The organism is Kitasatospora sp. NPDC090308 (genome assembly GCF_044769485.1).
GTDB classification, from domain to species: Bacteria; Actinomycetota; Actinomycetes; order Streptomycetales; family Streptomycetaceae; genus Kitasatospora; species Kitasatospora fiedleri.
Genome location: NZ_JBIVXY010000008.1, coordinates 39090 through 64956 on the forward strand (window position 1 = coordinate 39090; position 25867 = coordinate 64956).

The 25867-nt window shown below is 73.3% G+C and carries 25 protein-coding genes and 1 pseudogene; 15 read left to right on the top strand and 11 right to left on the bottom strand.

Annotated features, from left to right (window positions below):
- The first annotated feature begins 52 nt into the window (after positions 1 to 52).
- Both ACIQVD_RS19685 and ACIQVD_RS19690 read left to right on the top strand, forming a co-directional pair.
- Complete coding sequence (locus ACIQVD_RS19685) at positions 53 to 1594, top strand: alkaline phosphatase D family protein (RefSeq protein WP_402290726.1); 1542 nt, start codon at positions 53 to 55, stop codon at positions 1592 to 1594.
- On the top strand, positions 1587 to 2849 hold the full coding sequence (locus tag ACIQVD_RS19690) for a hypothetical protein (RefSeq protein ID WP_402290728.1): 1263 nt from the start codon (positions 1587 to 1589) through the stop codon (positions 2847 to 2849). The genes ACIQVD_RS19685 and ACIQVD_RS19690 overlap by 8 nt, the downstream gene beginning before the upstream one ends.
- A 73-nt stretch (positions 2850 to 2922) precedes the next feature.
- Here ACIQVD_RS19690 and ACIQVD_RS19695 read toward each other — a convergent pair.
- Positions 2923 to 3363: pseudogene (locus tag ACIQVD_RS19695) on the bottom strand (GNAT family N-acetyltransferase); the annotation flags it as partial.
- A 122-nt stretch (positions 3364 to 3485) separates the two neighbouring features.
- Complete coding sequence (locus ACIQVD_RS19700; protein ID WP_402290731.1) at positions 3486 to 4034, bottom strand: GNAT family N-acetyltransferase; 549 nt, start codon at positions 4032 to 4034, stop codon at positions 3486 to 3488.
- A 211-nt stretch (positions 4035 to 4245) separates the two neighbouring features.
- On the opposite strand from ACIQVD_RS19700, the gene ACIQVD_RS19705 reads away from it, so the two are divergent.
- The 4 genes from ACIQVD_RS19705 (at position 4246) to ACIQVD_RS19720 (ending at position 12192) form a co-directional block, all read left to right on the top strand.
- Positions 4246 to 5115, top strand: coding sequence for an NAD(P)-dependent oxidoreductase (locus tag ACIQVD_RS19705; RefSeq protein ID WP_402290734.1), 870 nt, complete (start codon positions 4246 to 4248; stop codon positions 5113 to 5115).
- A gap of 723 nt (positions 5116 to 5838) precedes the next feature.
- Complete coding sequence (locus tag ACIQVD_RS19710; RefSeq protein WP_400679818.1) at positions 5839 to 6915, top strand: LCP family protein; 1077 nt, start codon at positions 5839 to 5841, stop codon at positions 6913 to 6915.
- 17 nt (positions 6916 to 6932) lie between these two features.
- Positions 6933 to 10724, top strand: coding sequence for a CDP-glycerol glycerophosphotransferase family protein (locus tag ACIQVD_RS19715; RefSeq protein WP_402290737.1), 3792 nt, complete (start codon positions 6933 to 6935; stop codon positions 10722 to 10724).
- Positions 10717 to 12192, top strand: coding sequence for a hypothetical protein (locus ACIQVD_RS19720; RefSeq protein WP_402290740.1), 1476 nt, complete (start codon positions 10717 to 10719; stop codon positions 12190 to 12192). The genes ACIQVD_RS19715 and ACIQVD_RS19720 overlap by 8 nt, the downstream gene beginning before the upstream one ends.
- Before the next feature lie 7 nt (positions 12193 to 12199).
- Here the strand turns inward: ACIQVD_RS19720 and ACIQVD_RS19725 are convergent, their stop codons facing one another.
- Positions 12200 to 13093: an endonuclease/exonuclease/phosphatase family protein gene (locus ACIQVD_RS19725; RefSeq protein WP_402290743.1), complete on the bottom strand. Its 894-nt coding sequence runs from the start codon at positions 13091 to 13093 to the stop codon at positions 12200 to 12202.
- A gap of 260 nt (positions 13094 to 13353) precedes the next feature.
- Here ACIQVD_RS19725 and ACIQVD_RS19730 point away from each other — a divergent pair, with 260 nt between their 5' ends.
- From ACIQVD_RS19730 to ACIQVD_RS19740, 3 genes are all read left to right on the top strand, one after another.
- Complete coding sequence (locus ACIQVD_RS19730; protein ID WP_402290746.1) at positions 13354 to 14418, top strand: SPFH domain-containing protein; 1065 nt, start codon at positions 13354 to 13356, stop codon at positions 14416 to 14418.
- The gene (locus ACIQVD_RS19735) at positions 14415 to 15314 is read left to right on the top strand and encodes a hypothetical protein (RefSeq protein WP_402290748.1); all 900 of its coding nucleotides are present in this window, start codon (positions 14415 to 14417) and stop codon (positions 15312 to 15314) included. The genes ACIQVD_RS19730 and ACIQVD_RS19735 overlap by 4 nt, the downstream gene beginning before the upstream one ends.
- Positions 15315 to 15449: 135 nt before the next feature.
- Positions 15450 to 15680, top strand: coding sequence for a DUF6296 family protein (locus ACIQVD_RS19740; protein ID WP_100839210.1), 231 nt, complete (start codon positions 15450 to 15452; stop codon positions 15678 to 15680).
- Between the two features lie 38 nt (positions 15681 to 15718).
- On the opposite strand, the gene ACIQVD_RS19745 is transcribed toward ACIQVD_RS19740, so the two are convergent.
- Entirely contained in the window at positions 15719 to 16714 is a 996-nt protein-coding gene (locus ACIQVD_RS19745) for an aldo/keto reductase (RefSeq protein WP_402290752.1), read from the bottom strand.
- A 160-nt stretch (positions 16715 to 16874) separates the two neighbouring features.
- A complete protein-coding gene (locus ACIQVD_RS19750; RefSeq protein ID WP_100839212.1) occupies positions 16875 to 17450 on the bottom strand; it encodes a TerD family protein in 576 nt (191 codons plus the stop codon).
- A gap of 256 nt (positions 17451 to 17706) precedes the next feature.
- On the opposite strand from ACIQVD_RS19750, the gene ACIQVD_RS19755 reads away from it, so the two are divergent.
- Positions 17707 to 18069 carry a UBP-type zinc finger domain-containing protein gene (locus ACIQVD_RS19755; RefSeq protein WP_400679808.1) on the top strand — a complete coding sequence of 121 codons (363 nt, stop codon included), beginning with the start codon at positions 17707 to 17709 and terminating at the stop codon, positions 18067 to 18069.
- 106 nt (positions 18070 to 18175) lie between these two features.
- The gene (locus ACIQVD_RS19760; RefSeq protein WP_402290755.1) at positions 18176 to 18577 is read left to right on the top strand and encodes a MazG-like family protein; all 402 of its coding nucleotides are present in this window, start codon (positions 18176 to 18178) and stop codon (positions 18575 to 18577) included.
- Positions 18578 to 18592: 15 nt separating this feature from the next.
- On the opposite strand, the gene ACIQVD_RS19765 is transcribed toward ACIQVD_RS19760, so the two are convergent.
- Positions 18593 to 18760, bottom strand: coding sequence for a DUF6126 family protein (locus tag ACIQVD_RS19765; protein WP_400679804.1), 168 nt, complete (start codon positions 18758 to 18760; stop codon positions 18593 to 18595).
- Between the two features lie 149 nt (positions 18761 to 18909).
- Between ACIQVD_RS19765 and ACIQVD_RS19770 the strand changes: the two genes are divergently transcribed.
- A complete protein-coding gene (locus ACIQVD_RS19770) occupies positions 18910 to 19692 on the top strand; it encodes an SGNH/GDSL hydrolase family protein (protein WP_100839215.1) in 783 nt (260 codons plus the stop codon).
- Positions 19693 to 19833: 141 nt separating this feature from the next.
- Here ACIQVD_RS19770 and ACIQVD_RS19775 read toward each other — a convergent pair whose 3' ends face one another.
- The gene (locus ACIQVD_RS19775; RefSeq protein WP_100839216.1) at positions 19834 to 20244 is read right to left on the bottom strand and encodes an organic hydroperoxide resistance protein; all 411 of its coding nucleotides are present in this window, start codon (positions 20242 to 20244) and stop codon (positions 19834 to 19836) included.
- Between the two features lie 143 nt (positions 20245 to 20387).
- Here ACIQVD_RS19775 and ACIQVD_RS19780 point away from each other — a divergent pair, with 143 nt between their 5' ends.
- On the top strand, positions 20388 to 20867 hold the full coding sequence (locus ACIQVD_RS19780) for a MarR family winged helix-turn-helix transcriptional regulator (RefSeq protein WP_402290761.1): 480 nt from the start codon (positions 20388 to 20390) through the stop codon (positions 20865 to 20867).
- Between the two features lie 33 nt (positions 20868 to 20900).
- Here the strand turns inward: ACIQVD_RS19780 and ACIQVD_RS19785 are convergent, their stop codons facing one another.
- Positions 20901 to 21170, bottom strand: a complete 270-nt coding sequence (locus ACIQVD_RS19785; protein ID WP_100839218.1) for a DUF2630 family protein — start codon at positions 21168 to 21170, stop codon at positions 20901 to 20903.
- Between the two features lie 183 nt (positions 21171 to 21353).
- On the opposite strand from ACIQVD_RS19785, the gene ACIQVD_RS19790 reads away from it, so the two are divergent.
- Positions 21354 to 21743, top strand: a complete 390-nt coding sequence (locus tag ACIQVD_RS19790; RefSeq protein WP_111552114.1) for an SCO5389 family protein — start codon at positions 21354 to 21356, stop codon at positions 21741 to 21743.
- Positions 21744 to 21869: 126 nt separating this feature from the next.
- On the opposite strand, the gene ACIQVD_RS19795 is transcribed toward ACIQVD_RS19790, so the two are convergent.
- The gene (locus ACIQVD_RS19795) at positions 21870 to 23393 is read right to left on the bottom strand and encodes an MFS transporter (protein ID WP_402290763.1); all 1524 of its coding nucleotides are present in this window, start codon (positions 23391 to 23393) and stop codon (positions 21870 to 21872) included.
- A 436-nt stretch (positions 23394 to 23829) separates the two neighbouring features.
- Between ACIQVD_RS19795 and ACIQVD_RS19800 the strand changes: the two genes are divergently transcribed.
- Positions 23830 to 24408 (top strand): TetR/AcrR family transcriptional regulator, encoded by a 579-nt coding sequence (locus ACIQVD_RS19800; protein ID WP_400679792.1) that lies wholly within the window; start codon positions 23830 to 23832, stop codon positions 24406 to 24408.
- A gap of 9 nt (positions 24409 to 24417) precedes the next feature.
- Here the strand turns inward: ACIQVD_RS19800 and ACIQVD_RS19805 are convergent, their stop codons facing one another.
- Together ACIQVD_RS19805 and ACIQVD_RS19810 are read right to left on the bottom strand one after the other, a co-directional pair.
- A complete protein-coding gene (locus ACIQVD_RS19805; RefSeq protein ID WP_400679789.1) occupies positions 24418 to 25023 on the bottom strand; it encodes a TIGR03086 family metal-binding protein in 606 nt (201 codons plus the stop codon).
- A gap of 58 nt (positions 25024 to 25081) precedes the next feature.
- Positions 25082 to 25648, bottom strand: a complete 567-nt coding sequence (locus ACIQVD_RS19810) for a DJ-1/PfpI family protein (RefSeq protein ID WP_282203736.1) — start codon at positions 25646 to 25648, stop codon at positions 25082 to 25084.
- Positions 25649 to 25867 lie beyond the last annotated feature (219 nt).

Sequence of the window (25867 nt, forward strand, 5' to 3'; positions counted from 1 at the left end):
GGTCCTTCCGGTAAGGTCGGAAGTTCATCTGGACCCGCGAACATGGCTTGTCATGAGCAACCTCAGTCGCCGCATCTTCCTGCTAGGCGGGCTCACCACCGCAGGTGCCGCCGCGCTCCAACTCGGCGCGATGGCCCCGTCGTCGGCCGCCGCCTCCACCCCCTTCCCTTTCACGCTCGGCGTCGCCTCCGGAGAACCGGACGACAGCAGCGTGGTGCTCTGGACCCGGCTGGCTCCCGCGCCGACCAACGCGGACGGCCAGGGCGGCATGCCCAACGCCGACGTCGCCGTCGACTGGCAGGTGTCGGCCGACCAGAACTTCACCAGCCTGATCGGCTCCGGGACGGTCACCGCCCGCTACGCCCAGGCCCACGCGGTGCACGTGCTGGCCGGCGGGCTCGCCCCGGACTCGGAGTACTACTACCGGTTCCGGGCCCAGGGGTTCATCTCCCCGGTGGGCCGGACCCGCACCGCGCCGGCGCCGGGTACGCTCGGGCGGGCCTTCACGATGGCCTTCGCCTCGTGCGCCCACTACGAGCAGGGCTACTACACCGCCTACCGCCGGATGGCCGACGACCGCCCCGACCTGATCCTGCACCTGGGCGACTACATCTACGAGGGCGGCGCCACCACCACCGGCGTGCGCCAGCACCTCGGCAGCGAGATCGTCTCACTGGCCGACTACCGCCGCCGCTACGCGCTCTACCGCACCGACCCGGACCTGCAGGCCGCGCACGCGATCGCGCCGTGGCTGGTGGTCCCGGACGACCACGAGGTGGAGAACAACTACGCCAACATGGTCCGCGCCGACAGCAGCCCCGTGCTGACGGCCGCCCAGTGGACCGCGCGGCGCACCGCCGCGTACCAGGCGTACTTCGAGAACATGCCGCTGCGGGCCGCCGCGACGCCCTCCGGCAACAGCATCCAGCTCTACCGCCGGGTCCGCTGGGGCACCCTCGCCACGTTCCACATGCTCGACACCCGCCAGTTCCGCGACGACCAGTCCTGCGGCGACGGGACGAAGGTCTGCGCCGACGCCGACCTGGCCGGCCGTTCGATCACCGGCTCGGCCCAGGAGGCGTGGCTGCTCGACGGGCTCGGCCAGCGCCTGAGCACCTGGGACCTGATCGGCCAGCAGGTCTTCTTCGCCCGCAACGTGAACGCGTCCGGCGCGATGAACATGGACGCCTGGGACGGGTACCGGGCCAGCCGGTCCCGCATCCAGCAGGGCATCGTCGACCGGGCCGTGCGCAACCCGGTCGTCCTCACCGGCGACGTGCACGCGTCCTGGGGCAACGACCTCAAGGCCGACTACGCGAACCCGTCGTCGGCGACGATCGGCTCCGAGCTGGTCTGCACCTCCATCACCAGCGGCGGCGACGGCAGCGCCACCACGGCGGTCCCCAACGGGTCGCTCAACCCGCACCTGCGCTTCTACTCCAACCGGCGCGGCTACGTCCGCACCCGGATCGAGCCCTCGCAGATCACCGCCGACTTCCGGTCGGTGGCGGCGGTGACCGAGCACGGCGCGGCGGCGACCACCGCCAAGACCTTCATCATCCACGACGGACAGCCGGGGTTGGCCGATGCGTAAGCTCTCCGTACTCGGCGCGGCCGCCGCCGGTCTCGCCGCGGTCCTCGCCCTGGTCGCCCCGGCCTCGGCGGCGGGGCCCTCGTCCTGGGTGACCGTGAACAGCGACGCCACCGGCGACCAGGACTCCTCCTCGATCGCGACCGACCGCCTCGGCGACGTCGCGGTGGTCTGGGAGGACGACCGCGACACGACCGACCCGGGCGACGACGCGCACAGCGACGTGTGGGTGCGGATGTACCGCGACGGCGCCTCCGCCTACGAGACGAAGCTCTCGGCCGGCGGGACGGCGGGCACCGCCTGGCGGCACCTCCAGCCCGACGTGGGCCTCGACGACCGGGGCGACGCCGTCGTCGTGTGGGCGGAGGACCCGGACGGCAACGGGCTCTACAACATCGTCTACCGGGTGCTCTCCCCGACCGGCGCGGTCCTCGGCTCCGGCCGGGTCAACGCGAACGCCGACGGCCAGCAGCTCCACCCGCGCGTCGCGGTCGACCCGGACGGCGCGCCGGGCAGCACCACCGCGGTCGCGTTCTCGGTGGTCTGGGAGGACGTCCAGGGCACCGCGGCGGCGACCGTGAAGGCGGCCGGGTTCACCGGGACCACCACCAAGGCGTACGAGGTGACGGTCAACGCGACCGGCGGCGCGCACCACGACCCCGACGTGGCGACCTCCGCCTCGGGCGACGCCGTCGTCGTCTGGGACGAGGACACCGACGGCAACGGCTACTACCAGATCGGCCTGGTGAAGCTGGCCAAGGCCAACGGGGCCGTCACGCTCAGCCGCCGCAGCGCCAACGGCGTCGCCGACGGGCAGCAGCAACGCCCGGCCGTGGCCGCCGACTTCAACGGCGACTTCGTCGTGGCCTGGGAGTCCGACCACACCGGCACCCGCGGCGTCTGGGCCCGGTCGTTCACCGCGACCGGCACCGCCGGCCCGGCCGAGGTCGAGATCTCCGGAGGCACCGGGGCCGGCAACCCCACCGTCGGCATCGACGACCAGCGCCACGCCGTGGTCGGCTGGAGCGTCGCCGGCGCCGACCCGGCGGTCCGGGCCCGGGGCCTCAACCCCGACGGCACCTTCACCGGCCGGCTGCCCTCCCAGTCCGTCAGCAAGGTCACGACCGGCCGGCAGGAGCAGGCCGCGGTGGCCTCCTCCCCGTTCGGCGCGCTCGCGGTGTCGTACACCGACGACAACGACGGCAACGACTTCGACCAGGTCCTGCTGAGCCTGGGAGCGACCAACGCCGACTGGTGACACCGGGCCGAACACGGGCCGCCCCGGACGGACCACCTCCGCCGGGGCGGCCCGGAACCCACCGCTCCTCGACCGGCAGGACGCGCCGGTACCAGGTGCCCTGCCTGCCGCCGAGGTCCGCCGGGCCGACGGGGCCGACCGGGACGAAGCCCGCCTTGACCAGCACCCGCCGGGAGGCGGCGTGCTGCGCGACCCGGTAGCCGAGTTTCGCACCGCCGCCGCGCCCGTTGTCGCTCTCGCTCTCGCTGCCGGTGCCGGTGTCACTGCCACTGCCGATGTCGATGTCGAAGAGGTTGAACCTGCCGAGCACCGAGCCGTCCTCGGCGCGGAGCAGGTGGGAGGCGCATGCGCCGGATTCCTGCTCGGCCGGCAGGGCCCGGTGCCGGTCGGCGTACCGTTCGGAGAAGTCGTCACCGCGGTCGGAGACGGCCGCCGCGAAGTACGCCCGGTCCACCGGCTCGAAGGCCGGCACCGCCGGGGCGTGGTCGGCGCGCACCTGCTCCGGTTCGGGCACCGGCCGACCCTATTCGGGCGGCGCGTCGCGGTCATCCGGGTTTCCGGCGGCGGCCGGTGCCGGGTCCGGTCGGCCCCCGCACTCCCCCGGCGCCGGCGCGGGGCGTCACCGGCCGCCGCGGGTCACCACAGCTCGCCCTCGCGCCAGTCGCAGGCCAGGTCGGCGTCGAGGTCCAACTCCCCTTCGCCGCCCAGGAGGTAGATCCCGCCGTCCTCCTCGGCGGTGCGCTGCCGCCCGTGCGGGCCGAGGGCCCAGGTGGGGCCGGGCCAGGGGCGCCAGCCGCGGGCGAGGTAGAACGGGACGCCCTCCTCGCTGGCGCCGAGGGCGCCGATCTCGTGGGCGGCCCGGACGACGCGTTCCGCCTCGTCCATCAACTTCCCTCCGACGCCCCGCCGTTGGCGGCTCCGGCGGACGGCCACGCCTTCCAGGTAGCCGGTCCGCAGGATGCGGTCGCCGTTCATCAGGCGGCGCTGCACCACGGCCGCGTGTCCGATCAACTCGCCGTCCTCCCAGGCGAGTACGTGCAGGCCGCCGAGGCAGTGCGTCCAGTCCTCCTCGGTCATGTCGTCCGCGCCGAAGACCTCGAACAGCAGGGCCCGGGCCGCCCGCCGGGTCTCCGGGTCGAGGTCCGCCGTGTGCACCGTCCGCACCGTCACCGTGTCCGCCACCATGGGAGCATCCTGGCAGACCGGGCACGGCCGGAGGGCGACACCACCCGCGCTCCGGCCCCGCCCGTCCGGGCCGTTCACCCGTCCGCGCCGTAGCATCGCCTCGGAACATCCGCCAAGATCCACCGGCCGAGAACCACCGGCCGAGACCGGTCGGGCGGGGTCCGCCGGAGGGGCCCGTCGGGGGTCCGCCGAGAACTGGGAGGCACTGCGCATGGACGTCGGTTTCGTCGGTCTGGGGGGAATGGGGCGGGCGATGGCCCGTCGGCTGCTGGCGGCCGGGCACGCGGTGCGGGTGTGGAACCGCTCGCCGGAGCCGGTGGCCGAGCTGGTCGCGGACGGGGCCTCGGCCGCCGGATCGCTCGCCGAGGCGTTCGAGGCACAGGTGGTGGTGTCCATGCTCGCGGACGACCGGGTGGTCGAAAGCCTGTTGCTGGACGAGGAGTTGCTGTCCGGCGCCCGGGCCGTCACGCACGCCAACATGGCCACCGTCTCACCCGCGCTGGCCCGCCGGGCCGCCGAACTGCACGCCCGGCACGGCCTCGGGTACGTCGCGGCGCCGGTGCTGGGGCGGACGGACGTCGCGGCGGCCGGGAACCTCAACATCCTCGCGGCCGGCCCGTCCGCCGAACTGGACCGGCTGGCACCGCTGTTCGAGGCGATGGGACGCCGCACCTGGCCGCTCGGGGAGGACCCCGCGGCGGCCAACGTCGCGAAGATCGGCGCCAACTTCCTGCTGGTGTCGGCGATCGAGGCGTTCTCGGAGGCCGCCGCGCTCGCCGAGGCCAACGGGCTCGACCCGGCGGCGCTGCTCGACGTGCTCACCAACTCCCTCTTCCCCGGCCCGGTGTACGCCGGCTACGGGTCGATGATCACCCAGCGGACCTTCGAGCCGGCCGGGTTCCGCCTGGCCCTCGGCCTCAAGGACGTGAACCTCGCCCTGGACGCCGGAGCCGCCTCCGAAGTCCCGCTCCCGCTGGCCTCGCTGCTGCGCGACTCACTGCTCCAGGCGGTCGCCCACGGCCACGGCGAACAGGACCTCGCCGCGGTCTCCACCACCTCCCGCACCCGCGCCGGAATCTGACCGCCCGGCGGCCGGGAAGACACCCCGGCCGCCTGCTCAGCCGGAGCACCCGGCGCGAACGGCCGGATGAGGGTTGCCGAAGAGCCCCCCCCAGCCACCGACATTGCGAGTTCGGCCCGGGCAGGCGGGGATTGCGGCGACGGCCAGTTCTCCCTGCGGCAAGGCACCCGCATTTTCCTGACTTCCGGTCAGGACCCGGGCGGTTCGGAGCAGCGCCGCAGAGCGCCGCTGGACGAATGACACGAAGTCGACCTTTCGGGCGGCTTTATCGCGCCCGCCCGCCCGCACCGGCCGCATATCGATGCACTCACCGCCCTCCCTTCGGCGCTCCCGCAGTCAGGACGGCTCTCCGTCGACCCCTGCCACCTGGAGCCGTGGAAGCGACGCACCCCACCTGCCGAGGTCCGGGTCGATCCGGCGGTCCGGGCCCAACCCGGCCCCGAGGAAAGCCAATTGAGAACCCGCTCGGAAAATTAATCCCCCCCTCACCATCCGCCGGGGGAAACCAAATCGCCAGATGAGGGCGAAATGCGGACAGGCCGCCGAAGACGGGTACGAACAGCATGGAATCGGCTGCTCACGCTGAGTGATTCCATGATTGCGTAAAGATTCGATATGGGAATGTGATCCAGTCGGTTAAGTTCGGGTGAAAAGCGCGTGAGAACATTTACTCCGCGCACATACCAGTACAGCCGTGCGTCACGACCAGGAGGACGCACAGGCATGGCGAAGACCGATGAGATGTCGACCGGCGGGACGCCGTACGCGGCCCTGGACACCCCGGCGAAGCCGCGGCGGCGGGCCCGCCGGATCCTGCTGATCACCGGCGGCACGGTGCTGGTGCTCGCGCTGGCCGCGGGCGGGGCCGCGTACCTGGGCTACCGTCACCTGGAGGGCAACCTCGACACCGTCGACATCGACAAGGCGCTGGGTGGGGACGACCGGCCGGCCGTGCTGCCGACCGGCGCGCAGGACATCCTGGTGCTCGGCTCGGACTCCCGCAGCGGCGACAACGGCGACTTGGCGGGCGGCGACGTCGGCGGCACCGCGCGCTCCGACACCGCGATGGTGGTTCACATACCCGAGGGCCGCGCGAACGCCACCGTGGTGAGCATCCCCCGCGACACCATGGTCGCCCGTCCGGCGTGCACCACCACCGACGGCAAGCAGGTGGCCGGCGCGCCCCGCGTGATGTTCAACTCGATCTACACCACGGCGGGCCCGTCCTGCGTGGTGAAGACCGTCGAGTCCATGACGGGCCTGCGGATGAACCACTACGTCGAGATCGACTTCGCCGGGTTCAAGGACCTGGTGGACGCGATGGGCGGGGTGGAGATCACCACCGACGCCCCGATCGACGACGAGTACAGCGGCTTGCACCTGCCCGCCGGCACCCACGTGCTGGACGGCACGCAGGCGCTCGCCTTCGTCCGCACCCGGCACGGCATCGGCGACGGCAGCGACCTCGGCCGGATCGGCCTGCAGCAGAAGTTCCTGCTCTCCGTCCTGTCCCAGCTCCAACGCAAGGGCACCCTCTCCAGCCCGACCAAGGCCTACGGCGTGGCGGACGCGGCCACCAAGGCGCTCACCACCGACACCTCGCTGGGGTCGCTCAACGGCCTGCTCGACTTCGCGCAGAGCATGAAGGGCCTCCAGCCCGAGCGGATGAAGACCGTGATGCTCCCGGTGGTCACCGACCGGATCGACCACAACCGGGTGGCCGCCGACGAGCCCCGCGCCCAGCTGCTCTGGCAGGCCCTGCGCGAGGACAAGCCCGTCCCGGCCTCCTCCGCCGGCTGACAGAGAGACGGATTCCCGTGGTTGCCCAGCGCCCGAAACTGAGCGTCGTCGTGCCCTTCCAGGACGTCGAGATGTACCTCACCGAATGTCTGGAGTCCATCGCCCGGCAGTCGTTCCGCGACTTCGAGGTCATCCTGGTCGACGACGGCTCGACCGACTCCTCCACCGCGATCGCCCGGGCGATGTGCGCCCGGGACCCGCGCTTCCGGCTGATCCGGCAGGACGCGCACGGCCCGGGCCACGCCCGCAACACCGGCCTGCGCGCGCTCCACCCGGAGGCCGAGTTCCTCGTCTTCGCCGACGGCGACGACGTGGTGCCCGAGCACGCCTACGAGACGCTGCTGCGCACCCTGGAGGAGTCCGGTTCGGACTTCGTCTCCGGCAACGTGCAGATGATGAACTCGACGAAGAAGTGGCAGTCCCCGCTGCACCGGGCCCCGATGGCCGCCGACCGGCGGGGCACCCACATCACCCGCTTCGACAAGCTGATCTACGACCGCACGGTGTGGAACAAGCTGTTCCGCCGGAGCTTCTGGGACTACTACTTCATCGAGTTCCCCGAGGGGGTCCTCTACGAGGACTCCTGGGTGAACATGTTCGCGCACTTCCGGGCGTCCAAGGTCGACACCATCACCGACGTCGTCTACTACTGGCGCCGCCGCGAGGGCAACGCGGCCCCCTCCATCACCCAGCGGCACCACGAGGTCGGCAACCTGCGCGACCGGGTCGACGCCGTCCTCAGCGTCAGCCGCTTCCTCGGGCAGCACCGTTCCAGGCGCTTCGCCGAGTCCAAGCGCAAGTACGACCTGGCCTGCCTCACCTCCGACCTGATGCTCCACCTGAAGGCGCTCCCGGACGGCGACGAGGAGTACCGGGAGTCCTTCGTCACCTGGGCCAACGAGTTCCTGGACGAGGCCGGCGAGGACCTGATCGGGGAACTGCCCGCCGAGGCCCGGGTGAAGTGGCTGCTGGTGCGCCGGCGCAAGCTCCAGGAGCTGCTGGACGTCGTCGAGTTCGAGCGCCGGGGCGGGCCGATACCCGTCCAGCGCCGCCTCCACCGCTACCTGCAGTACCCGACCCTGGGCGACCGCAGCCTCGGCATCGACCGCAAGGCCTACCGCCTCGACAAGGAACTCTCCCTGCACGCCTCGATCAGCGGGGCGAGCTGGGACGGCGACCGGCTGAACATCACGGGTTCCGCCTACATCCGGTACATCAACATCCACAAGCGCCACATGTCGATCAAAGCCCTCGCCCTGCGCAACAAGAAGCAGGGCCGCCTCGTGGTGGCGACGGCGAAGACCGTCTACGCCCCCCAGGCCACCGAGCACTCCAACCAGGCCCGGTACTGCTACGACTGGGCAGGCTTCGAAGCCTCCTTCGACACCACCCGCCTCCAGCACAAGGGCCAGTGGGTCGAGGGCACCTGGGACGTGGCGGCCGGCGTGCTCAGCCGCGGCCTGCTCCGCTACCGGGGCATCGAGCGCGGCGGCGCGGGCAGCGCCGCCAACCCGCCCTACCGGTACGTCGACAAGAACACCCGGCTGCTGCCGCTGTTCCTCAAGGACCGGCTCAAGCTCCGGGTGGAGGTGGTCCGCTGCCGGATCACCAAGCACGAACTCGCCGGTGACAAGATCCGCATCCGCGGCGTCTACCTGGGTCCGACCGTGCCGGAGTGGGGAAAACTGCGCCTCACCAGCCTCGGCGCGGCCGGCCAGCACGACGCCTGGGTCAAGTTCCTCGACAGCGGCGACGGTTGGGCCAGCTGGGTGACCACCGTGCCGATGAGCGCCCTCGTCCCGGGCCACCGCGCCGCCGGCGAAGCCGAGGACGACGCGCCCAAGGCTTGGGAGATGGGCGGCAACGGCTGGAAGACCACCTTCCACGTCGCCGGGCGCAAGATGACGATGTACCCGGTCATGGCCGAGGAGACCCCGGACGGCCACTACCGGCTGCCCGCGGCCCTGCAGAACCCGGACGGCGACCGCGAGGTCGTGCTGCACCGCAACGGCTCCGGCTACCTGGTACTGTTCGAGCGCTCCGCCCTGCCGCTGGTCACCCGCACCGGCTGGGACGAGGACGGCTCGCTGGAGATCGTCGGCCACTACGCCGCCCTCGAACTGCTCACCCCCGAACAGCTGCGCGACACCCACCTGGTGGTGCGCTCCCGTGCCCAGGGAGCCGAGCGGGCCGTGGCGCTCGAGTGGCGCGGCAGCTACTTCCGCGCCGTGGTGAAGCCCGCCGCGATGCGCACCCTGGCCGGCTCCATACCCCTGGCGGCCGGCCGCTGGGACTTCTTCCTGCGCCGCCAGGACCCCTCCACGGTGGCTCCCGAGGAGCGCCTGGCAGATCTGATGCTCAAGATCGACCAGCCGACCATCGGGACCTTCCCGCAGGACTACGAGCGCAACCTGCGCCGCTACGAACTCCAGGCCGAGGCCTACGACCGGCTGTCCCTGCTGGTCCACTCGGCGATGCCCGACCACGCCCGCGGCCCCTACCGGCAGAAACTGCTGCGCACCAAGGCGTACCCCGCCGCCCGCCAGCAGCCCATCCGCGCCATCGTGCTGTTCGACGCCTTCAAGGGCACCCAGTACTCCGACAGTCCGCGCGCCCTGCACGAGGAACTGGTGCGCCGCCAGGTCCCGCTGGAGCACCTGTGGGTGGTCAAGGACGACCAGGTCGACGTCCCCGACACCGCCCGCGCGGTGCGCATGTGGTCGCCCGAGTGGTACGAGGCCCTCGCCACCAGCCGCTACGTCGTGGCCAACAACCACCTGCCCGACTGGTTCCGCAAGCGCCCCGGCCAGACCGTCGTCCAGACCTGGCACGGCACCCCGCTGAAGAAGATCGGCCACGACATCGAGGCCGTGCACTTCGCCGACAAGCGCTACCTCGAACGCCTGGCCGTCGAGGTGGAGAACTGGGACCTGCTGGTCTCCCCCAACAGCTTCTCCACCCCGATCCTGCGCCGCGCCTTCGGCTTCCCCGGCGAGATCGTCGAGTCCGGCTACCCGCGCAACGACGTGCTGCGCCGCCCGGACACCGGTCAGCGCGCCGCCGAGATCCGCCGCCGGATCGGCGTCCCCGACGGCAAGCGGGTCGTGCTGTACGCCCCGACCTGGCGCGACGACCAGTACTACGCCCCCGGCCGGTACAAGCTCGACTTCCGGATCGACCTGGACGACGCCCGCGCCCGCCTCGGCCACGACCACGTCCTGCTGGTGCGCCGCCACCCCAACGTGGTGGACCCGGTGCCCGGTGCCGGCGACGGCTTCGTCCACGACGTCTCCGACTACCCCGACATGGCCGACCTGTCGCTGATCACCGACGTGATGATCACCGACTACTCCTCCCTGATGTTCGACTTCGCCAACACCGGCCGCCCGCTGCTGTTCTTCACCTACGACCTGGAGCACTACCGCGACACCCTGCGCGGCTTCTACTTCGACTTCGAGCACAGCGCCCCCGGGCCGCTGCTCTTCGACTCCCCGGAGCTGATCTCCTCGATCCGGGACGCCGAGCGCATCCGGCAGCGCTACGCGGAGCGCTACCGGCGCTTCCAGGACGCCTTCTGCGACCTGGACGACGGGTACGCCTCGGCCCGCCTGGCGGAGCGGATCCTGGTCGCGGGCGGCGACCTGGTGCAGCTGCCGCAGCAGGCGTCGGCACTCCCGTCCCGCCCGTCCGGCGGCACCCGGCCGGGCCCCCGCTCCTTCCGCGAACCCGACGGGGCCGCGGCGGTGGTGGAGCCGCCGCGCGACCTCCAGGCAGAACTGCGCAGACGATTGGACTCGGCCCATGCCTGACCAGGCCAAGCACACCCGCCGCATCTTCACCGGTGTGGACACCACAGGCGCCGTCCCGATCGAGTACCGCTTCTCGCACGCCCGCAACGGCAACCGGCGCCTGGTCGTGGTGTTCGCCAACCTCACCGCGCCGGACGAGTACGGCTGGGCCAACGGCGTCCTGGACAAGGTGCGCGCCAACATCCTGTGGATCCGCGACTCCTTCGAGGGGGCCAACACCTACTACCTGTGCAAGGGGATGGACTTCTTGCTGGAGCGCTCCGTCGCCGGGCTGATCGACCGGGTGATGCGGTCGCTGCACCTGACGCCGCAGGACGTCACCGTCTTCGGTAGCTCCAAAGGGGGCAGCGCGGCGCTGTTCTACGGCCTCAAGTACGGCTTCGGCAACATCGTCGCCAGCGTGCCCCAGTTCCACATCGGCTCCTACGTGCTGGCCGACATGCCCGACGCGGCCCGGCTGATGATGGGCGAGGTGACCGAGCACAACGTCGCCGTTCTCGACGCCGTCCTGCCGGACCTGGCGGCGGCCAGCCCGCACCGCAACGCCAACATCTACCTGGTCACCTCCCCGCAGGACGAGCAGTTCCCGCGGCAGGTGCAACCGTTCCTCCACCTCTTCCAGGGCTACGCGAACTTCAACCTCGTCTACAACGACTCGGTGCTGATCACTGGCCACGGCAAGGTGACGCTGCGGAACCTGCCCACCATCATGGGCATCCTCAACCTGCTGGTGGACGGCGTCGTCCCGCGGATCGGCCTGATCACCAACGGCGGCGAGGTCCCGGAGCCCGACCTCACCGCGATCGAGCAGTTCCTCAAGGACACCTCGCAGGTCAAGGGCGACTCCTTCCCTCGACCGGTGATCACCTTCCCGCCGGCCGAGGCGCTGCTCCCACCGGACGGCGTGGCCGTCGCCGGCTTCGCGCCGGGCGGCGTGCGGGTCAGCATCTGGGAGAACGGCAAGTACCTCGCCTCGGCCCCGGTCGCCGCCGACGGCAGCTGGTCCTGGCAGGCGAACCGGGCCTTCACCGCGGGCCGGCACCTGCTGCGCGTGTTCGCCGCCGACGCCAGCAACGTCCAGAGCGAACGCTCCGACGTGGTCTTCACCATCGACCGGCACGCCCCCCGCGCCCAGCCCACCGTCACCGAGACGCCGCCGCCCGCGCCGGTGGTCACCGAACCGGTGGACAACAGCTACGTGCCCGGCCCCACCGTGCGGCTGAGCGGCCACGCGTTCGGCGCCGAGCGGGTCGAACTCGCCATCGGCGAGCACGCGCTGGGCACCGTCCCCGTCGAGGACGGCCTGTGGAGCTGGCAGCCCGCCTGGGAGTGGCGCGGCGGCGGCCACACCGTCGAGGCCCGGGCGGCCTACTCCGACGGCCGGACCTCGCCGCCCGGCCAGGTCACCTTCGTGGTGGCCGGCGCGCTCGCCCGCAACCCCGTGCTCCAGCAGCGCTACGGCGGCTGACGGGCAGTCAGGACGTGACGGCGACGGTGAGCAGTTCGGCCTCGTGGTCGGAGAAGCCGGTGTCCACCCGGCCGCAGCCGTGCCGGGGCAGTGCGGTGAACAGGTAGTCCAGCTTGAGCCCGTTCTCGTGGGTGGCGGCGAAGCCGGAGCGCTGGTCCGGCCTCTCCTGGGCGCACTCCCGGACGGTGTCGAAGTAGGCGGCGGGCCAGATCCAGGCGTCCCGGTTGTTCGGGCCCGGCGGCGAGGAGTTGAAGTCGCCGCCGAACACCGAGCCGGTCGTGCCCGGCGTTCGGGCCGTCCCGGCGGCGAGCAGCGCCGCCAGTTGGTCGTCACGGAGATCCGCACCGCGATCGGACCGGTCGGTGGGCGGCAGCGAGAGGTGCGCGACGCACAGCCGCAGGCCGCTGCCGGGCGGAGCGGTCGCAGTCGCGGCGCTCGAGGAGGCGGTGGGCGCGGCGGTGGCGCACAGGATGCCGCGGCGCAGGCCGTGCTCGGGCTGGGGCGCGGCGACCGGGGAGACGTCCGTGAGCGGGGCCGCCGCCAGGATGCCGATGCCGGCCTCGCCCCGGCCGTCGCCGCACTCCACCGGGGCGGCGGTGCCCGTCTCGTCCACCTGTGTGTACGGCTGGAAGACGAACCGCCAGCCCGCGCCGAGCCCGGCCCGGTCCAGGTCGCCCCGGCAGGCCTCCTGCACCAGCACCGCCCGCGCCCCGTGGTCCTTCGCCAGCGAGCGCAGCGCCCCGGCCTTCTGCTCGCCGCCGCCGTACTCGGCACAGCCCCAGGAGGCCACTCCGCACATGTTCCAGGTCGCCACCGTCAGCCGGGGCCCGTCCGGGCCGCCCTCGTCGGCCCTCGCCCCCGCACCGTGCCGCACCACGGGCACCAGCCCGAGCAGCAGCACCCCGGCCGCCGCGCCCAGAACCGCCCGCAGGCGAAGGTTCGGCCGCGGCCCCGGGACACTGGTGCGGTAGGGCGGCACGGCATCCCCCGGAGCGCTGAACGGTGACGGCGACCAGCATAACTTTGCCTCCGCACCGTTCCGACGCCGGTCCTGGACCCTGGCCGACCGCTCCCACCCCACCACCCACTTTTCGTCGTATTGACGACAAGCAGCGGTCCCGGTTATCGTCATCCGGACGAAAAGAGAGGACCGCGACTCCCATGGCCGACATCACGCGCCGCTTCGGCTTCCGCCACCTGCGCTCCACCCCCACCAGCCACATCCGCCACCTGCGCGGCGGGCAGCTCGCCCACGAGGGCACCGGGCTGGCCTTCTGGTTCCGGCCGCTGACCGCCGCGATATCCGAAGTCCCAGCTGACGACCGCGAGTTGGCGATGATGTTCCACGCCCGCACCTCGGACTTCCAGGACCTCGCGGTGCAGGCCACCGTCACCTACCGGATCAGCGACCCGACCACCGCCGCCACCCGCCTCGACTTCGGCATCGACCCGGACACCGGCAGCTGGCGGGCCGAACCGCTCGCCCAGCTCGGCGCCCTGCTGACCGAGACCGCCCAGCAGCACGCGCTCCAGCTGATCGCCCGGACCCCGCTCGCCGACACCCTGGTCGACGGCGTGACGGCCGTCCGCGAGCGGATCTCCGCCGGTCTGGCCGCCGAACCCCGGCTGGCCGAGATCGGGGTGACGGTGCTCGCGGTGCGCGTCACCGCCGTCCGGCCGGAGGCCGAGATGGAGCGGGCGCTGCGCACCCCGGCCCGCGAGCAGGTCCAGCAGGAGGCCGACCGGGCGACGTACGAGCGGCGCGCCGTCGCGGTCGAGCGGGAGCGCACCATCGCCGAGAACGAACTCGCCAGCCGGATCGAACTGGCGCGCCGCGAGGAGGAGTTGGTCGAGCAGCAGGGCGCCAACGCGCGGCGCGAGGCGGAGCAGAAGGCCGCCGCGGACGCGGTCCGGACGAGCGCGGACGCGGCCCGCCGGACCAGGATGGCGGTCGCGGAGGCCGAGGCGGCCGGCACCCTGGCCGCGCAACAGGCCGAGGCGGCACGGACGTTGGGCGAGGCGAAGGCCGCCGCGGAGGCCGCCTGGCTGGCCGCGCACCAGCAGGCCGGCCCCGAGGTCCTCCAGGCGCTCGCGTTGATCCGGCTGGCCGAGCACCTGCCGCGGATCGACAGCATCACCCTCACCCCGGACCTGCTGACCGGCCTGCTCACCCGCCTGTCGGTGCCGGGCGGCGGCGCCGCCGCACCGGAGGGGACGGAGCGGTGAGCCTCTCCCCGCGCGTGGTGCTGGTCCACCGGCGCACCGAGTACGAGGAGCTGATCGCCCGGCACGGCACCCGCGGCCAGGCCGAGTTCTTCCTCGCCCGGCGCGGCCGCTCGCTGGCCGAGGCCGAGCAGCGGCACCACCGCTCCCGGGGCGCGCTCGCCGAGGTGTCGGCGGCGGTGCCGCTGGACTGGCGGCAGGCCCGGGTGGAGCGCGCCGACCTGGACCGCTTCCTGTTCGGCCCGGAGGACGTGGTCGTGGTGGTCGGCCAGGACGGGCTGGTGGCGAACACCGCCAAGTACCTGGCCGGCCAGCCGGTGATCGGCATCGACGCCGAGCCGGGCCGCAACCCGGGCGTCCTGGTCCGGCACCGCGCCGACCGGGCCGGGGCCCTGCTGCGGGCGGCCGTCCTGCCGGGCGCGGAGCAGCGGTTGGAGCGGCGCACGATGGTGCAGGCGGTCGCGGACGACACCCAGCGGCTGCTCGCGCTGAACGAGGTCTACCTCGGCCAGCCGGGCCACCAGACCGCCCGCTACCGGCTGGCGGCGCCGGGCGGCGAAGCCGAGTCGCAGGCGTCCTCGGGGGTGCTGGTCGGCACCGGCACCGGCGCCACCGGCTGGTGCCGCTCGGCCTGGCTGGAGCGCTCCAGCCGCCTGGACCTGCCCGGGCCGACCGTGCCCCGGCTGTCCTGGTTCGTCCGCGAGGCGTGGCCGTCCCCGGTGACCGGCACCTCCCGCGTCGAGGGCCTGCTGGACGCCGACCAGCAGCTCACCCTGACCGTCGAGTCGGAACTCCTGGTCGCGTTCGGCGACGGCATCGAGTCGGACGCCCTGCACCTCACCTGGGGCCAGACCGTCCGGGTCGGCCCGGCCGCGCAACGCCTCCACCTGCTCGTCTGACCGCCCGCGACGCCTCCCGCGCCCCCGTACCGCCGCGCGACCGTCCCGCTACCGTCCGTCCGCACCCGCCTGCCCGCGACCGTCCGCCCGGCACCCGCCTAGGATGGAACGATGCCGACGGAAGAAGGCCAGGCCATGACCCAGCGATTCGCACTCACGTTCCCCGGAGAGACCGGCGGCCACGCCGAACAGGACGTGGTGGTGGTCGAGGCGACGGGCGGGCGCGGCCCGGGCGGCCACCCGGTGTACGCGGACCCCTCCGGCATCGTGCAGGCCGAGATCAGCGACCAGGGCGAGGTCCGCATGCTGGCCACCGGCGGCCACCAGGACCCGCGCACCCCCCTCCACGCCGAACCCCTGCCCTGAGCCCCGACCGCGCCCCGCCCCGCCCCGCCCGGGCCCGGCTACCAGCGCGAGTGCACCCGGGCCCGCAGCCGCCGGTCGTAGAGGTCGCGGACGGCCTCCAGGGTCCGCGGCGGCAGCGGCGGCAGGGCCATCGCCTCCGCGTTGTCCCGGGCCTGCTCGGGGTTGCGGGCGCCGGGGATGACGGTGGTGACGCCGGGCTGCTGGACGATCCAGCGCAGCGCGGTCTGCGCGGAGCTGGCGCCGGGCGGGGCGAGCCGGGCGAACGCGTCGGCGGCCTCCACCCCGGTCTCGAAGTCGATGCCGGAGAAGGTCTCGCCCTGGTCGAACGCCGAGCCGTCCCGGTTGTAGGTGCGGTGGTCGTCCGCGCCGAACAGGGTGTCCTTGGTGTACTTGCCGGACAGCAGGCCGGAGGCCAGCGGTACCCGGGCGATGATGCCGACGCCCGCCTTCTCGGCGGCGGGCAGCACCTCGTCCAGCGGCTTGAGCCGGAACGGGTTGAGGATGATCTGCACGCTGGCGACGCCGGGCCGGGCGATCGCGGTCAGCGCCTCCCGGCAGGTCTCCACGCTGACACCGTACGCGGCGGTGCGGCCCTCCTCGACCAGGGTGTCGAGCGCGTCGAACACCTCGTCGCTGGAGTAGACGGCGCTGGGCGGGCAGTGCAGCTGCACCAGGTCGAGCCGCTCGACGCCCAGGTTGCGGCGCGAACGGTCGGTCCATTCGCGGAAGTTGGCGAGGTCGTAGTTCTCCGGGAGCTGCGGCAGCCGGCGGCCGAGCTTGGTGGCGACGGTCAGGCCGTCGCCACCGTCCCCGCTCCGACGGCTCTTCAGGAAACGGCCGATCAGCTGCTCGCTGCGGCCGTCGCCGTAGACGTCCGCGGTGTCGAAGAACGTCACCCCGGCGTCCGCCGCGGCGTTCAGCACCGCGAGCGCGTCGTCCTCCAGCACCACGCCCCAGTCCGCGCCGAGTTGCCACGTTCCGAGACCGATCACCGAGACCGGACGGCCGGTCCTGCCAAGTACACGCTGTTCCATGCGCCGAGCCTGCCACAACCCCGCGCACCGCCGGAACGCCGACACTCCCCGCGTCGGCGTCGGCGTCGGCGACGGCGACGGCGACGAGACTGGCCCGAACGGCGCGGGCCGCCCCGCTGCCCGGAGGCGTCGGAGCGGCCCGCCCGCGGCGAGGGGGACGTCAGACGTTGACGCCGTAGTCGAGCGCGATGCCGCGCAGGCCGGAGGCGTAACCCTGGCCGATCGCGCGGAACTTCCACTCGCTGCCGTAGCGGTAGAGCTCGCCGAAGACCATCGCCGTCTCGGTGGACGCGTCCTCGGACAGGTCGTAGCGGGCGACCTCGCTGCCGTCGGCCTCGTTGACGATCCGGATGAACGCGTTGCGGACCTGGCCGAAGCTCTGGTGCCGGTTCTCCGCGTCGTAGATCGACACCGGGAAGACCACCTTGGCGACCTGCGGCGGGACGGCCGCCAGGTCGACCTTGACCTGCTCGTCGTCGCCGTCGCCGCCACCGGTCAGGTTGTCGCCGCTGTGCTCGACCGAGCCCTCGGGGCTGCGCAGGTTGTTGTAGAAGACGAAGTGCTGGTCGCTGAGCACCCGGCCGGCCTCGTTGCACAGCAGCGCGCTGGCGTCCAGGTCGAAGTCGGCGCCCGTGGTGGCCCGGACGTCCCAGCCCAGGCCAACGATGACGTTGGTGAGCCCCGGGGCCTCCTTCGTCAGCGAGACGTTTCCGCCCTTGGCGAGCGAGACTCCCATGTGTGCCCTCCTGTGGTTTCCCCGTACCGGGCGCGGCAGTTCGGCCGGTTCGGCGCGGCGGCCGTCGCCGGGCCCCTCGATCGGGCCCGGGCCCGAGTTGAATCTACAGCACTGTAGATCGGTACGGAATCCGCCTCCGTCCGACGCCCCCGCCCGTTCCCCTTCCCCCGGGGAGGCCGCTTCACCCCGCCGCGCCGGACCCGCTTCCGCCGCGCGTCCGGCGCACCGGGCATACCCTGGCCGAGGAGGTTCCACGATGAGCGACGACACGACGATCCCCGGCATCGACCCCAGCGTCCCGCCGAGCGGCGACGGCTGCGCGGAGTGCCTGGCCGGCGACGGCCAGGGCTGGTGGTTCCACCTGCGCAGGTGCGCCGCCTGCGGGCACATCGGGTGCTGCGACTCCTCCCCGTCCCAGCACGCCAGCACGCACGCCAGGTCGGCCGGCCACCCGTTCCTCACCAGTTTCGAGCCCGGCGAGGACTGGTTCTGGAACACCGAGACCGAGCAGTTCTACGAGGGACCGGAGCTGGCCGGCCCGTCCGCCCACCCGGTCACCCAGCCCACCCCCGGCCCGGCCGGCCACGTCCCGATCGACTGGCAGCAGCGCCTGCGCTGACCCCCCGCCGCCCGGCCGCCCCACCCGGTACGGTCGTTGCCGAACGGCGCGCGGACGGCCCCGGCCGGCCGCGCGGTCGGCAACGGAGCGATCGGGGCGGTGGGGCGTGGACGAGCGGCAGCAGGGGACGCGGCGGGGGACGGTGGCCCGGGGAGAGACGGGGGCTCAGTGGGAGACGGTGCGGCGGCTGGCCGACTGGCTGGCCGAGGGCAGCACCCAACCCCCGGAGATGCAGCGGGTGTTGCAGTGCCTCAAGCTCGGCGAGGAGGCCGGTGAGGTGGCCGAGGCGGTGATCGGCGCCCTCGGCCAGAACCCGCGCAAGGGCTTCTCGCACACCTGGGACGACGTCGCGGACGAGCTGTGCGACGTGATGATCACCGCCATGGTCGCCCTGGTCCGGGTCCACCCGGACCCGCCCGCCGCGTTCGAGGCGCACCTCGCCAAGGTCGCCCGCCGGGTCCTGCCGGAACTCCCGGACGGGCCGGTGACCCCGCAGCCGGCCCCGTAGCGAGCGGCTTCGGGTTCAGTGACGGCCGCCGACCGCGAACAGCAGGATCACGAACCCGGCGAACAGGTGGGTGCCGGCGATGTAGATCAGCGCCCGGATCAGCATCTGCCTGCGGCGCGAGGTCTCCTCGCGCACCGCGGCACTGCCCGCCGCCGCCTTCCCGCCCATGGGGTCGCCGCCCACGACCGTCCTCCTGTCCGCGCCGTCCGGCCCGGCTTCGACCGCCCGGACCCCTTGCAGGGTACCGACCAGGACCCCGTGGCGGAGATCACGCTCCGCCACGGGGCACCTACGGTGGCGTAGGTCACTTCACAAGGTGAACCATCTCCTGCATGGCCGACTACCAGGAGATCCTTGACCTCAGTTCCTACGCGGCCCTCGGTGACAGTTTCACCGAGGGCCTCAACGATCCCGGCCCCGACGGCCAGTTCGCCGGCTGGGCCGACCGCCTGGCCGGCATGCTGGCCGCCCGCCGGACCGAGCCCGGCTTCCGGTACGCCAACCTGGCCGTCCGCGGTCGGCTGCTGGACCAGATCGTCGCCGAACAGGTCCCGAAGGTCCGCCTGCTCCGGCCCGACCTGGTGACGCTGTGCGCGGGCGGCAACGACATCCTGCGCCCGGGCAGCGACCCGGACCTGATCGCCGAGCACTTCGAGGCGGCCGTCCTGGAACTGCGCGAGAACGCCGGAACCGTCCTGATCTGCACCGGCTTCGACACCCGCAACGTCCCGGTGCTGCGCCACCTGCGCGGCAAGATCGCCACCTACAACGCGCACCTGCGGGCGATCGCCGACCGCAACGGCCTCGCGGTCGCCGACCTGTGGTCGCTGCGGGCGGTGCACGACCGGCGGGCCTGGTCCGAGGACCGGCTGCACCTCTCGCCGGAGGGCCACCAGCGGGTGGCGCTGCTGGCGGCGCGCGCGCTCGGCCTGCCGGTGGACGCGGACCCGGAGGCCGCCTGGCCGCCCGCGCCCGCCCTCACGGCCGCCGACCAGCGCCGGGAGAACCTGCAGTGGGCCCGCACCTTCCTGCTGCCGTGGGTGGGCCGCCGCCTGCGCGGCGAGTCCTCCGGCGACCACGTGGAGGCCAAGCGCCCGGAGCTGCTCCCGCTCTGAGCCCGCCCGGCCCCGTCGCCACGGCCGCACCGGCCCGCCCGGGGCCGCACCGCGAGCGACCCGGCCGGGACAGCACTGCGGGCCGCCTCCACCCCCATGTGGACGCGGCCCGCAGACCCCGGGTGAGACCCCTGCCTCGCCTTATTCGACGACCAGCTCCACCGGAATGTTCCCCGCGGTGGCCCTGGAGTACGGGCAGACCTGGTGGGCCTGCTTGACCAGCAGCTCACCGGTCTCGCCGGCCAGCGACTCCGGCAGCTCGACCCGCAGGACGACGGAGAGGCCGAAGCCGCTGTCGTCCTTGCCGATGGTGACCTCGGCGGTCACCGACACGTCCGAGACGTCCACCTTCTGCTGCCGCGAGACCACGCCGAGCGCGCTGGCGAAGCAGGCCGCGTAGCCCGCGGCGAACAGCTGCTCGGGGTTGGTGCCCTCGCCGTCACCGCCGAGCGCGGGCGGCGGGGAGAGCTTGAGGTCGAGCCGGCCGTCCGAGCTGACGGCGCGGCCCTCACGGCCGTTCGCGGTGGCGGCTGCGGTGTAGAGCGCGTTCATGGCGACTGTCTCCTTCGTCTTCGTCCTGCTGCTTCGTGCTGCTTCGTACTGCCGTTTCGTCTTCCGGCCCGTCCTGCTGCCCATAACTACAGCACACAATTAAATTGCGCACAACTGAATCGGCTGCTTGCTACCCTGGAGCCATGACCAGGCACGGTGAGACCTCCCCCCTCCCTCGCGGCGAGGAGACGGATCTGCTCCTGCTCGACCAGCAGATCTGCTTCTCGCTGAACGCCGCCTCCCGCGCGTTCGGCGGCGTCTACCGCACCGCGCTCAAGGACCTCGGGCTCACCTACCCGCAGTACCTGGTGATGCTGGTGCTCTGGGAGCACGGGTCGCTGCCGGTCAAGCAGCTCGGCGAGCGCCTGCGCCTGGACTCCGGCACCCTCTCCCCGCTGCTCAAGCGCCTGGAGGCGGCCGGCCTGGTGACCCGCGAGCGCAGCCCCGAGGACGAGCGCTCGGTGATCGTCACCCCCACCCCGACCGGGCTCGCCCTGCGCGAGGGCGCGCTGGCCGTCCCGCGCCGCATCCTGGCCGCCGCCGGACTCCCCCTCGACGAGCTGCGCAGCCTGCGCGAACTGCTCACCCGCGTCACCGCCAACCTGGACGCCGCCCAGGACTGACGCCGCTCAAGCCCCCCCGGGGTCCGCGGGCCGCTACGACTCGTAGCGCTCGACCTCGTCGGCGCTGCGCACGCTCGCCCCGTCGGGGTCCTCGCCCGCGCGGACCCGGGCGCGGCGCTGGCGGAGCAGGTCCCAGCACTGGTCGAGCTGCTCCTCGATGTCCTTGAGTTCGCGGTGCTCGGTGGACTGGTCGATCCGGCCCGCGGCGAGGGCCGCGCGCAGACCGCGCTCGGCCTCGACCATCTCGCTGATCCGCTCCAGGATGCGGCGGTCGGTGCCGCCTTCGGTGCGCTGCTGGTCCATCGGTGGGCCTCCTCGCGGTCGTCTGCCACCCACTCTAGGAAGGGGCGGGGGCTGCCGCGAGCCGGGCGGCGCGGGCGTGTTGCCCCGATCGAGGGAGCGCAATTGACAGGGCGTCAGGCGGGCGACAGGATCACTTGTTGAAAACGACTTCCACTACCACCAGACCGGAAGGTCCGATCCGCCATGTCGCTGGACGTCTCCCCCTCCCTCCTCGCCCTGGCCGAGCGCGACGAGGTCGCCGACGCCGACTTCCTCGCCACCGTCCGCACTTCACTGCCCTACGCCTACCGCCTGGTCAACGACCTGACGGCCGAACTCGCCACCAGCGGGGCCGAGTTCGCCGACAACACGGTGGCCCCGAGCGAGGCCGAGCGGGCCCAGCTGCTGCGCGCGCTGGCCAGCGACTCGATCCGCGGCGCGCTGGAGCGGCACTTCGCGGTGAAGCTGGCCTTCCAGAACTGCCACCGCCTCGCGGCCTTCCACCCGCACGCCGAACACACCGACGCCTACCGGGAGTTCACCTCGCCCCGGGCCCAGCTGCTGAACCAGTCGCCGGAGCTGCGCGACTGCTGAGCCCGCACCCGTCGGCCGCCGCCGGACGGCGGAACGGCGGGCGGCCGGGCCGGCCGGACGCGACGTGGTGTCGCACCCGGCCGGCCCGGCCCGCGGATCGAACCCCCCGCCCCCACCCGCCGGCGCTCACCCGCCGACCGCCTCCCGCTTCACCACGGAGAGCTGTGCGTCCGCGAGTTCCACGTCGGCGAGTTCCACGTCCGCGAGCCGCGCCCCCGCGAGTTCCGGCTCCAGGCGCTGCGCCGCCGGGGCCTCCACCGGCACCGGCGCGCTCGCGGCGGCGGCCCGGCGGGCCGGGACGAGCAGCGCGGCCAGGGCGGCGGCCAGGCAGAACGCCGCGAGCAGCGCGAAGCCGTGGGTGTAGCCGCTCTCGGCGGGGCGGCCGTCGGCCTGGAGGTGACCGGTGACCAGGCCGGTCATCAGGGCGGCGCCCATCGAGCCGCCGATGGTGCGGATGTTGGCGTTCATGCCGGTGGCGGCGCCGGTCTGGGCGGCGGGGACGGCCTGCACGATGAGGTTGCTCATCGAGGCGAAGGCGAGTCCGATGCCGAGGCCGAAGACGCCCGCGGCGATCGCGACGTCGGCGGGGCTGCCGTGCCGGGCGGCGAGCAGCGCGCAGGCGACCGCGCCGAGCACGGCGCCGGTGACCAGCTGGGCCTTGGCCGGGAAGCGTCCGGCCAGCCGTCCGCCGAGCACGCCGGCCACGAACATGGCGGCGACCATCGGCAGCATGAGCAGTCCGGCGCCGGTGACGCTGGCGCCGAAGCCGTAGCCCGCGCTGGTGGGCATCTGGACGAAGCCGGGCAGGAAGGCCCAGACCGCGTACATGCCGCCGCCGAACAGCAGGGCCGCGGTGTTGGTGGTCCACACGGCGGGCAGCCGCATCACCCGCAGGTCGATCAGCGGGTTGCGGGAGCGGGACTCGTTGAACCCCCAGGCCGCGAACAGCACCACGGCGACGGCGAGCAGGCCGAGCACCTTGGCCGATCCCCAGCCCCACTGGGAGGCCTGGCTGACCGGCAACAGCAGGGCGACCAGCCAGCCGGAGAGCAGCACCGAGGAGAACCAGTCGACGCTGCCCTCGCTGCGGTGCGGCGACTCGGGGACGTAGCGGTGCGCGAGCACGATGGTGCCGGCCACCACGATGACGGGCAGCCAGAACAGCCAGCGGTAGTCGAGGGCGCCGACGATCGGCCCGGCCAGGACCATGCCCAGGCCGCTGCCGACGGCGATCACCGCGGACATGTTGCTGATGCCGCCGGAGACCCGGCCGGGCGGGAACTCGTCGCGGATGATGCCGAAGGAGAGCGGGAACAGCGCGCCGGCGATGCCCTGGATCACCCGGGCGACGATCAGCACGGTGATGTTGGGCGCGAGGGCGGCGACCAGGCAGCCGAGCAGCAGCGCGACCAGCGCGGCGACCAGGGTGCGCTTCTTGCCGACCAGGTCGCCGACCCGGCCGAGGATCGGGGTGAAGACGGAGGCGGAGAGCAGGTAGGCCGTCATGATCCAGGTGACGGTGGACTGCGTGGTGTGCATCTCCTCCTGGACGATCGGGAGGGCGGGCGTGATCAGCGACTGGAGCAGCGCGTACACGCCGGCGCCGACGGCGAGCACGCCGAAGGTCAGGCGGGGGGAGTGGCGGTTCATCGAACCCTCTCGGGACTCGGGGCGGGCGCGCGGGGAGCGGGGTGCGCGCCACGGCGGGGCAGCGGGTGCCGGGCGGACGCGGTTCGAACGGCGCGCGGGCGCCGTCGGACCGCGGCGGCCGGGCGTGGATCGGACCGGGCGGTACGGACGGTGGCCGTCCGCGCACCCCGCGTCGTCGGGCGGGTGGCGGATACGGCGAAAGGGCCGGTCCGCCGGTGCGCGGCGGGCCGAAGTTCGGGCCCCGGTGCTAAAGTCGAGGCATGCCTCCAGATTATCGGAGGCGCGCCTCCGGTTCAATCCGGTTCCGTGATTTCCCCGAACGTCCCCCGAACGTCCCCCGAACGACCCCCCGAACGACTCCCGAACAGCCCCCCGGTCATCCGGCCGCCCGCACCCCGTCCCCCGCCCGTCCGGATGTGTCGAGAACGAGGTCCCCGTGCCGGATCAGATCGTGGTGAGCGAGTTCCTCGCCGCCCAGCGCCCGCGCCGCGCGGACGCCGCCCGCAACTTCGACGCCCTCCTGGTCGCCGCCCGCGAAGCCTTCGCCGAGCACGGCGCCGAAGCCTCGCTGGAGGACATCGCCCGGCGGGCCGGCGTCGGCATCGGCACCCTCTACCGCAACTTCCCCACCCGCCGGCACCTGTTCGAGGCGGTGTACGCCGCCGAGGTCGACGACCTCGGCCGGGTCGCCGGCCAGGTCGCCGACCTGCCGCCGTGGGAGGCGCTGAACGCCTGGCTGCGCCGGTTCGTCGACTACGCGACCACCAAGCGGGCGATCCGCGAGGCGCTGGCGGGCGAGGAGTCGGACATCTTCCAGGCCTGCCTGCAGTCCATGTACGCCGGGGGCACCCCGCTGCTGGAGCGCGCCCAGCGGGCCGGCGAGGCCCGCACCGACATGGGCATCGAGGACCTGCTGCGGATGGTCTCCGGCATCACCTCGGTGGCGTTCCCGGAGGAGGGCCGGCGCGACCACGTCCTCGCCATCGCGCTGGACGGGGTGCGCGCCCGCCGCTGACGCCCCGGCTCAGCGGCGGCCCAGCGGGTGCGCCGGGTCGCGGCCGACCAGGCCCAGCAGCCGGGTCGCGGCGTCCGCGTCCGGCGGCACGGGCACCGGGTCGGCGAACAGCCCGGAGGCGGCCAACGAGTCGGCCTGCCGGGAGAGTTCGGCGAGCGCGAACTCGGCGGCGGCCGGGTCGACGGTGGCGTCGGCGCCGATGCCCTGGGCGAGGTCCCAGGCGTGCACGACCGCGTCCACCGTCATCTCCCGGGCGTACCCGGCGGCCCGCCGCTCGCCGTACGAGAGGTGCACGGTGCGCTCCAGCGCGCCCGGCGCGGCGAACGCGGCCCGGGCCGCGTCGGCGGCGGCCGTCCAGGCGGCGACCGGGTCGTCGCCGAGCACGTCGCCGTCGAAGCGGTCGCCGACCTCGGCGACGGTGGCCCCGGCCAGCAGCTCGGGCGCCCAGAGCTGCTCGGAGGTCAGGTGGTGGACCAGCTGCCGCACCGTCCAGTCGGTGCACGGGGTGGGCGCCCGCCAGCCGTCGGCGGGGACGGCGCGGACCAGGGCGCCGAAGTGCTCCAGCGCCCGGGCGTGCAGCGCGAGCAGGTCCGGTCCTTCGAGGTGGGCTGCCATGGGGTACACGCTCGCCCGCCCGGCCCCGGACGGGCAAGCCGACACCCCGGGCGGCCGGTTACTCGACCGGGGCCTTCTCGCGCAGCAGCTTGACGAACGCCCGCATCCAGGTCGGGTGGTCCGGCCAGGCCCGGGCGGAGACCACGTTGCCGTCCACCACCGCGTCGCCGTCCACGAAGTCCGCGCCGCCCGCGGCCACGTCCGGCTCCAGCGCCGGGTACGCGGCGGTGCGGCGCCCGGCCAGCGCGCCGGTCCGCAGCGGGATCAGCGGGCCGTGGCAGACCTGCGCCAGCGGCTTGTCCTCCTCGAAGAACGCGGCGACGATCCGCTGCACCTCCGGGTCGTTGCGCAGGTACTCCGGCGCCCGGCCGCCGGGCAGCACCAGCGCCACGTACTGCGCGGGGTCGACGTCCGCGAAGGCCAGGTCGGCGGGCCAGGTGTAGCCGGCCTTCTCGGTGTACGTGTCGTAGCCCGGGACGAAGTCGTGCACCACGAACTGCAGGGTCTTCTTGGTCGGCGCGGCGATGTCGACCTGGTAGCCCTCCTCCAGCAGCCGCTGGTACGGGTAGAACACCTCCAGCGACTCCGCCGCGTCACCGGTGATGATCAGGATCTTCGCTGCCATCCGGGGATTCCGTCCCTTCTTCGCACCTGGCACCGCCCTGCCCCGACGGGACCGGGCGCTGCCCACCCTGCCCGCTGACGCGACGTCAATCAAGGGGCGCGCGCGGCGCGGCGCGGCGCCCGGGCGTGCGCTCCCCCGGGCGCCGCAGTGGGCCGCCCGGCCGGGGGTACTCCGGGGGCGACCCGCCCGGGGCGCGCCTAGCGTGCTGGCAAGGTCCGC

Coding starts and splice junctions, on each gene's coding strand:
- ACIQVD_RS19730 (WP_402290746.1), top strand. CDS start 13,354: ATGGCCGACATCACGCGCCGCTTCGGCTTCCGCCACCTGCGCTCCACC.
- ACIQVD_RS19705 (WP_402290734.1), top strand. CDS start 4,246: ATGGACGTCGGTTTCGTCGGTCTGGGGGGAATGGGGCGGGCGATGGCC.
- ACIQVD_RS19710 (WP_400679818.1), top strand. CDS start 5,839: ATGGCGAAGACCGATGAGATGTCGACCGGCGGGACGCCGTACGCGGCC.
- ACIQVD_RS19790 (WP_111552114.1), top strand. CDS start 21,354: ATGTCGCTGGACGTCTCCCCCTCCCTCCTCGCCCTGGCCGAGCGCGAC.
- ACIQVD_RS19745 (WP_402290752.1), bottom strand. CDS start 16,714: ATGGAACAGCGTGTACTTGGCAGGACCGGCCGTCCGGTCTCGGTGATC.
- ACIQVD_RS19775 (WP_100839216.1), bottom strand. CDS start 20,244: ATGAACGCGCTCTACACCGCAGCCGCCACCGCGAACGGCCGTGAGGGC.
- ACIQVD_RS19740 (WP_100839210.1), top strand. CDS start 15,450: ATGACCCAGCGATTCGCACTCACGTTCCCCGGAGAGACCGGCGGCCAC.
- ACIQVD_RS19750 (WP_100839212.1), bottom strand. CDS start 17,450: ATGGGAGTCTCGCTCGCCAAGGGCGGAAACGTCTCGCTGACGAAGGAG.
- ACIQVD_RS19770 (WP_100839215.1), top strand. CDS start 18,910: ATGGCCGACTACCAGGAGATCCTTGACCTCAGTTCCTACGCGGCCCTC.
- ACIQVD_RS19690 (WP_402290728.1), top strand. CDS start 1,587: ATGCGTAAGCTCTCCGTACTCGGCGCGGCCGCCGCCGGTCTCGCCGCG.
- ACIQVD_RS19685 (WP_402290726.1), top strand. CDS start 53: ATGAGCAACCTCAGTCGCCGCATCTTCCTGCTAGGCGGGCTCACCACC.
- ACIQVD_RS19780 (WP_402290761.1), top strand. CDS start 20,388: ATGACCAGGCACGGTGAGACCTCCCCCCTCCCTCGCGGCGAGGAGACG.
- ACIQVD_RS19795 (WP_402290763.1), bottom strand. CDS start 23,393: ATGAACCGCCACTCCCCCCGCCTGACCTTCGGCGTGCTCGCCGTCGGC.
- ACIQVD_RS19700 (WP_402290731.1), bottom strand. CDS start 4,034: ATGGTGGCGGACACGGTGACGGTGCGGACGGTGCACACGGCGGACCTC.
- ACIQVD_RS19755 (WP_400679808.1), top strand. CDS start 17,707: ATGAGCGACGACACGACGATCCCCGGCATCGACCCCAGCGTCCCGCCG.
- ACIQVD_RS19785 (WP_100839218.1), bottom strand. CDS start 21,170: ATGGACCAGCAGCGCACCGAAGGCGGCACCGACCGCCGCATCCTGGAG.
- ACIQVD_RS19805 (WP_400679789.1), bottom strand. CDS start 25,023: ATGGCAGCCCACCTCGAAGGACCGGACCTGCTCGCGCTGCACGCCCGG.
- ACIQVD_RS19720 (WP_402290740.1), top strand. CDS start 10,717: ATGCCTGACCAGGCCAAGCACACCCGCCGCATCTTCACCGGTGTGGAC.
- ACIQVD_RS19810 (WP_282203736.1), bottom strand. CDS start 25,648: ATGGCAGCGAAGATCCTGATCATCACCGGTGACGCGGCGGAGTCGCTG.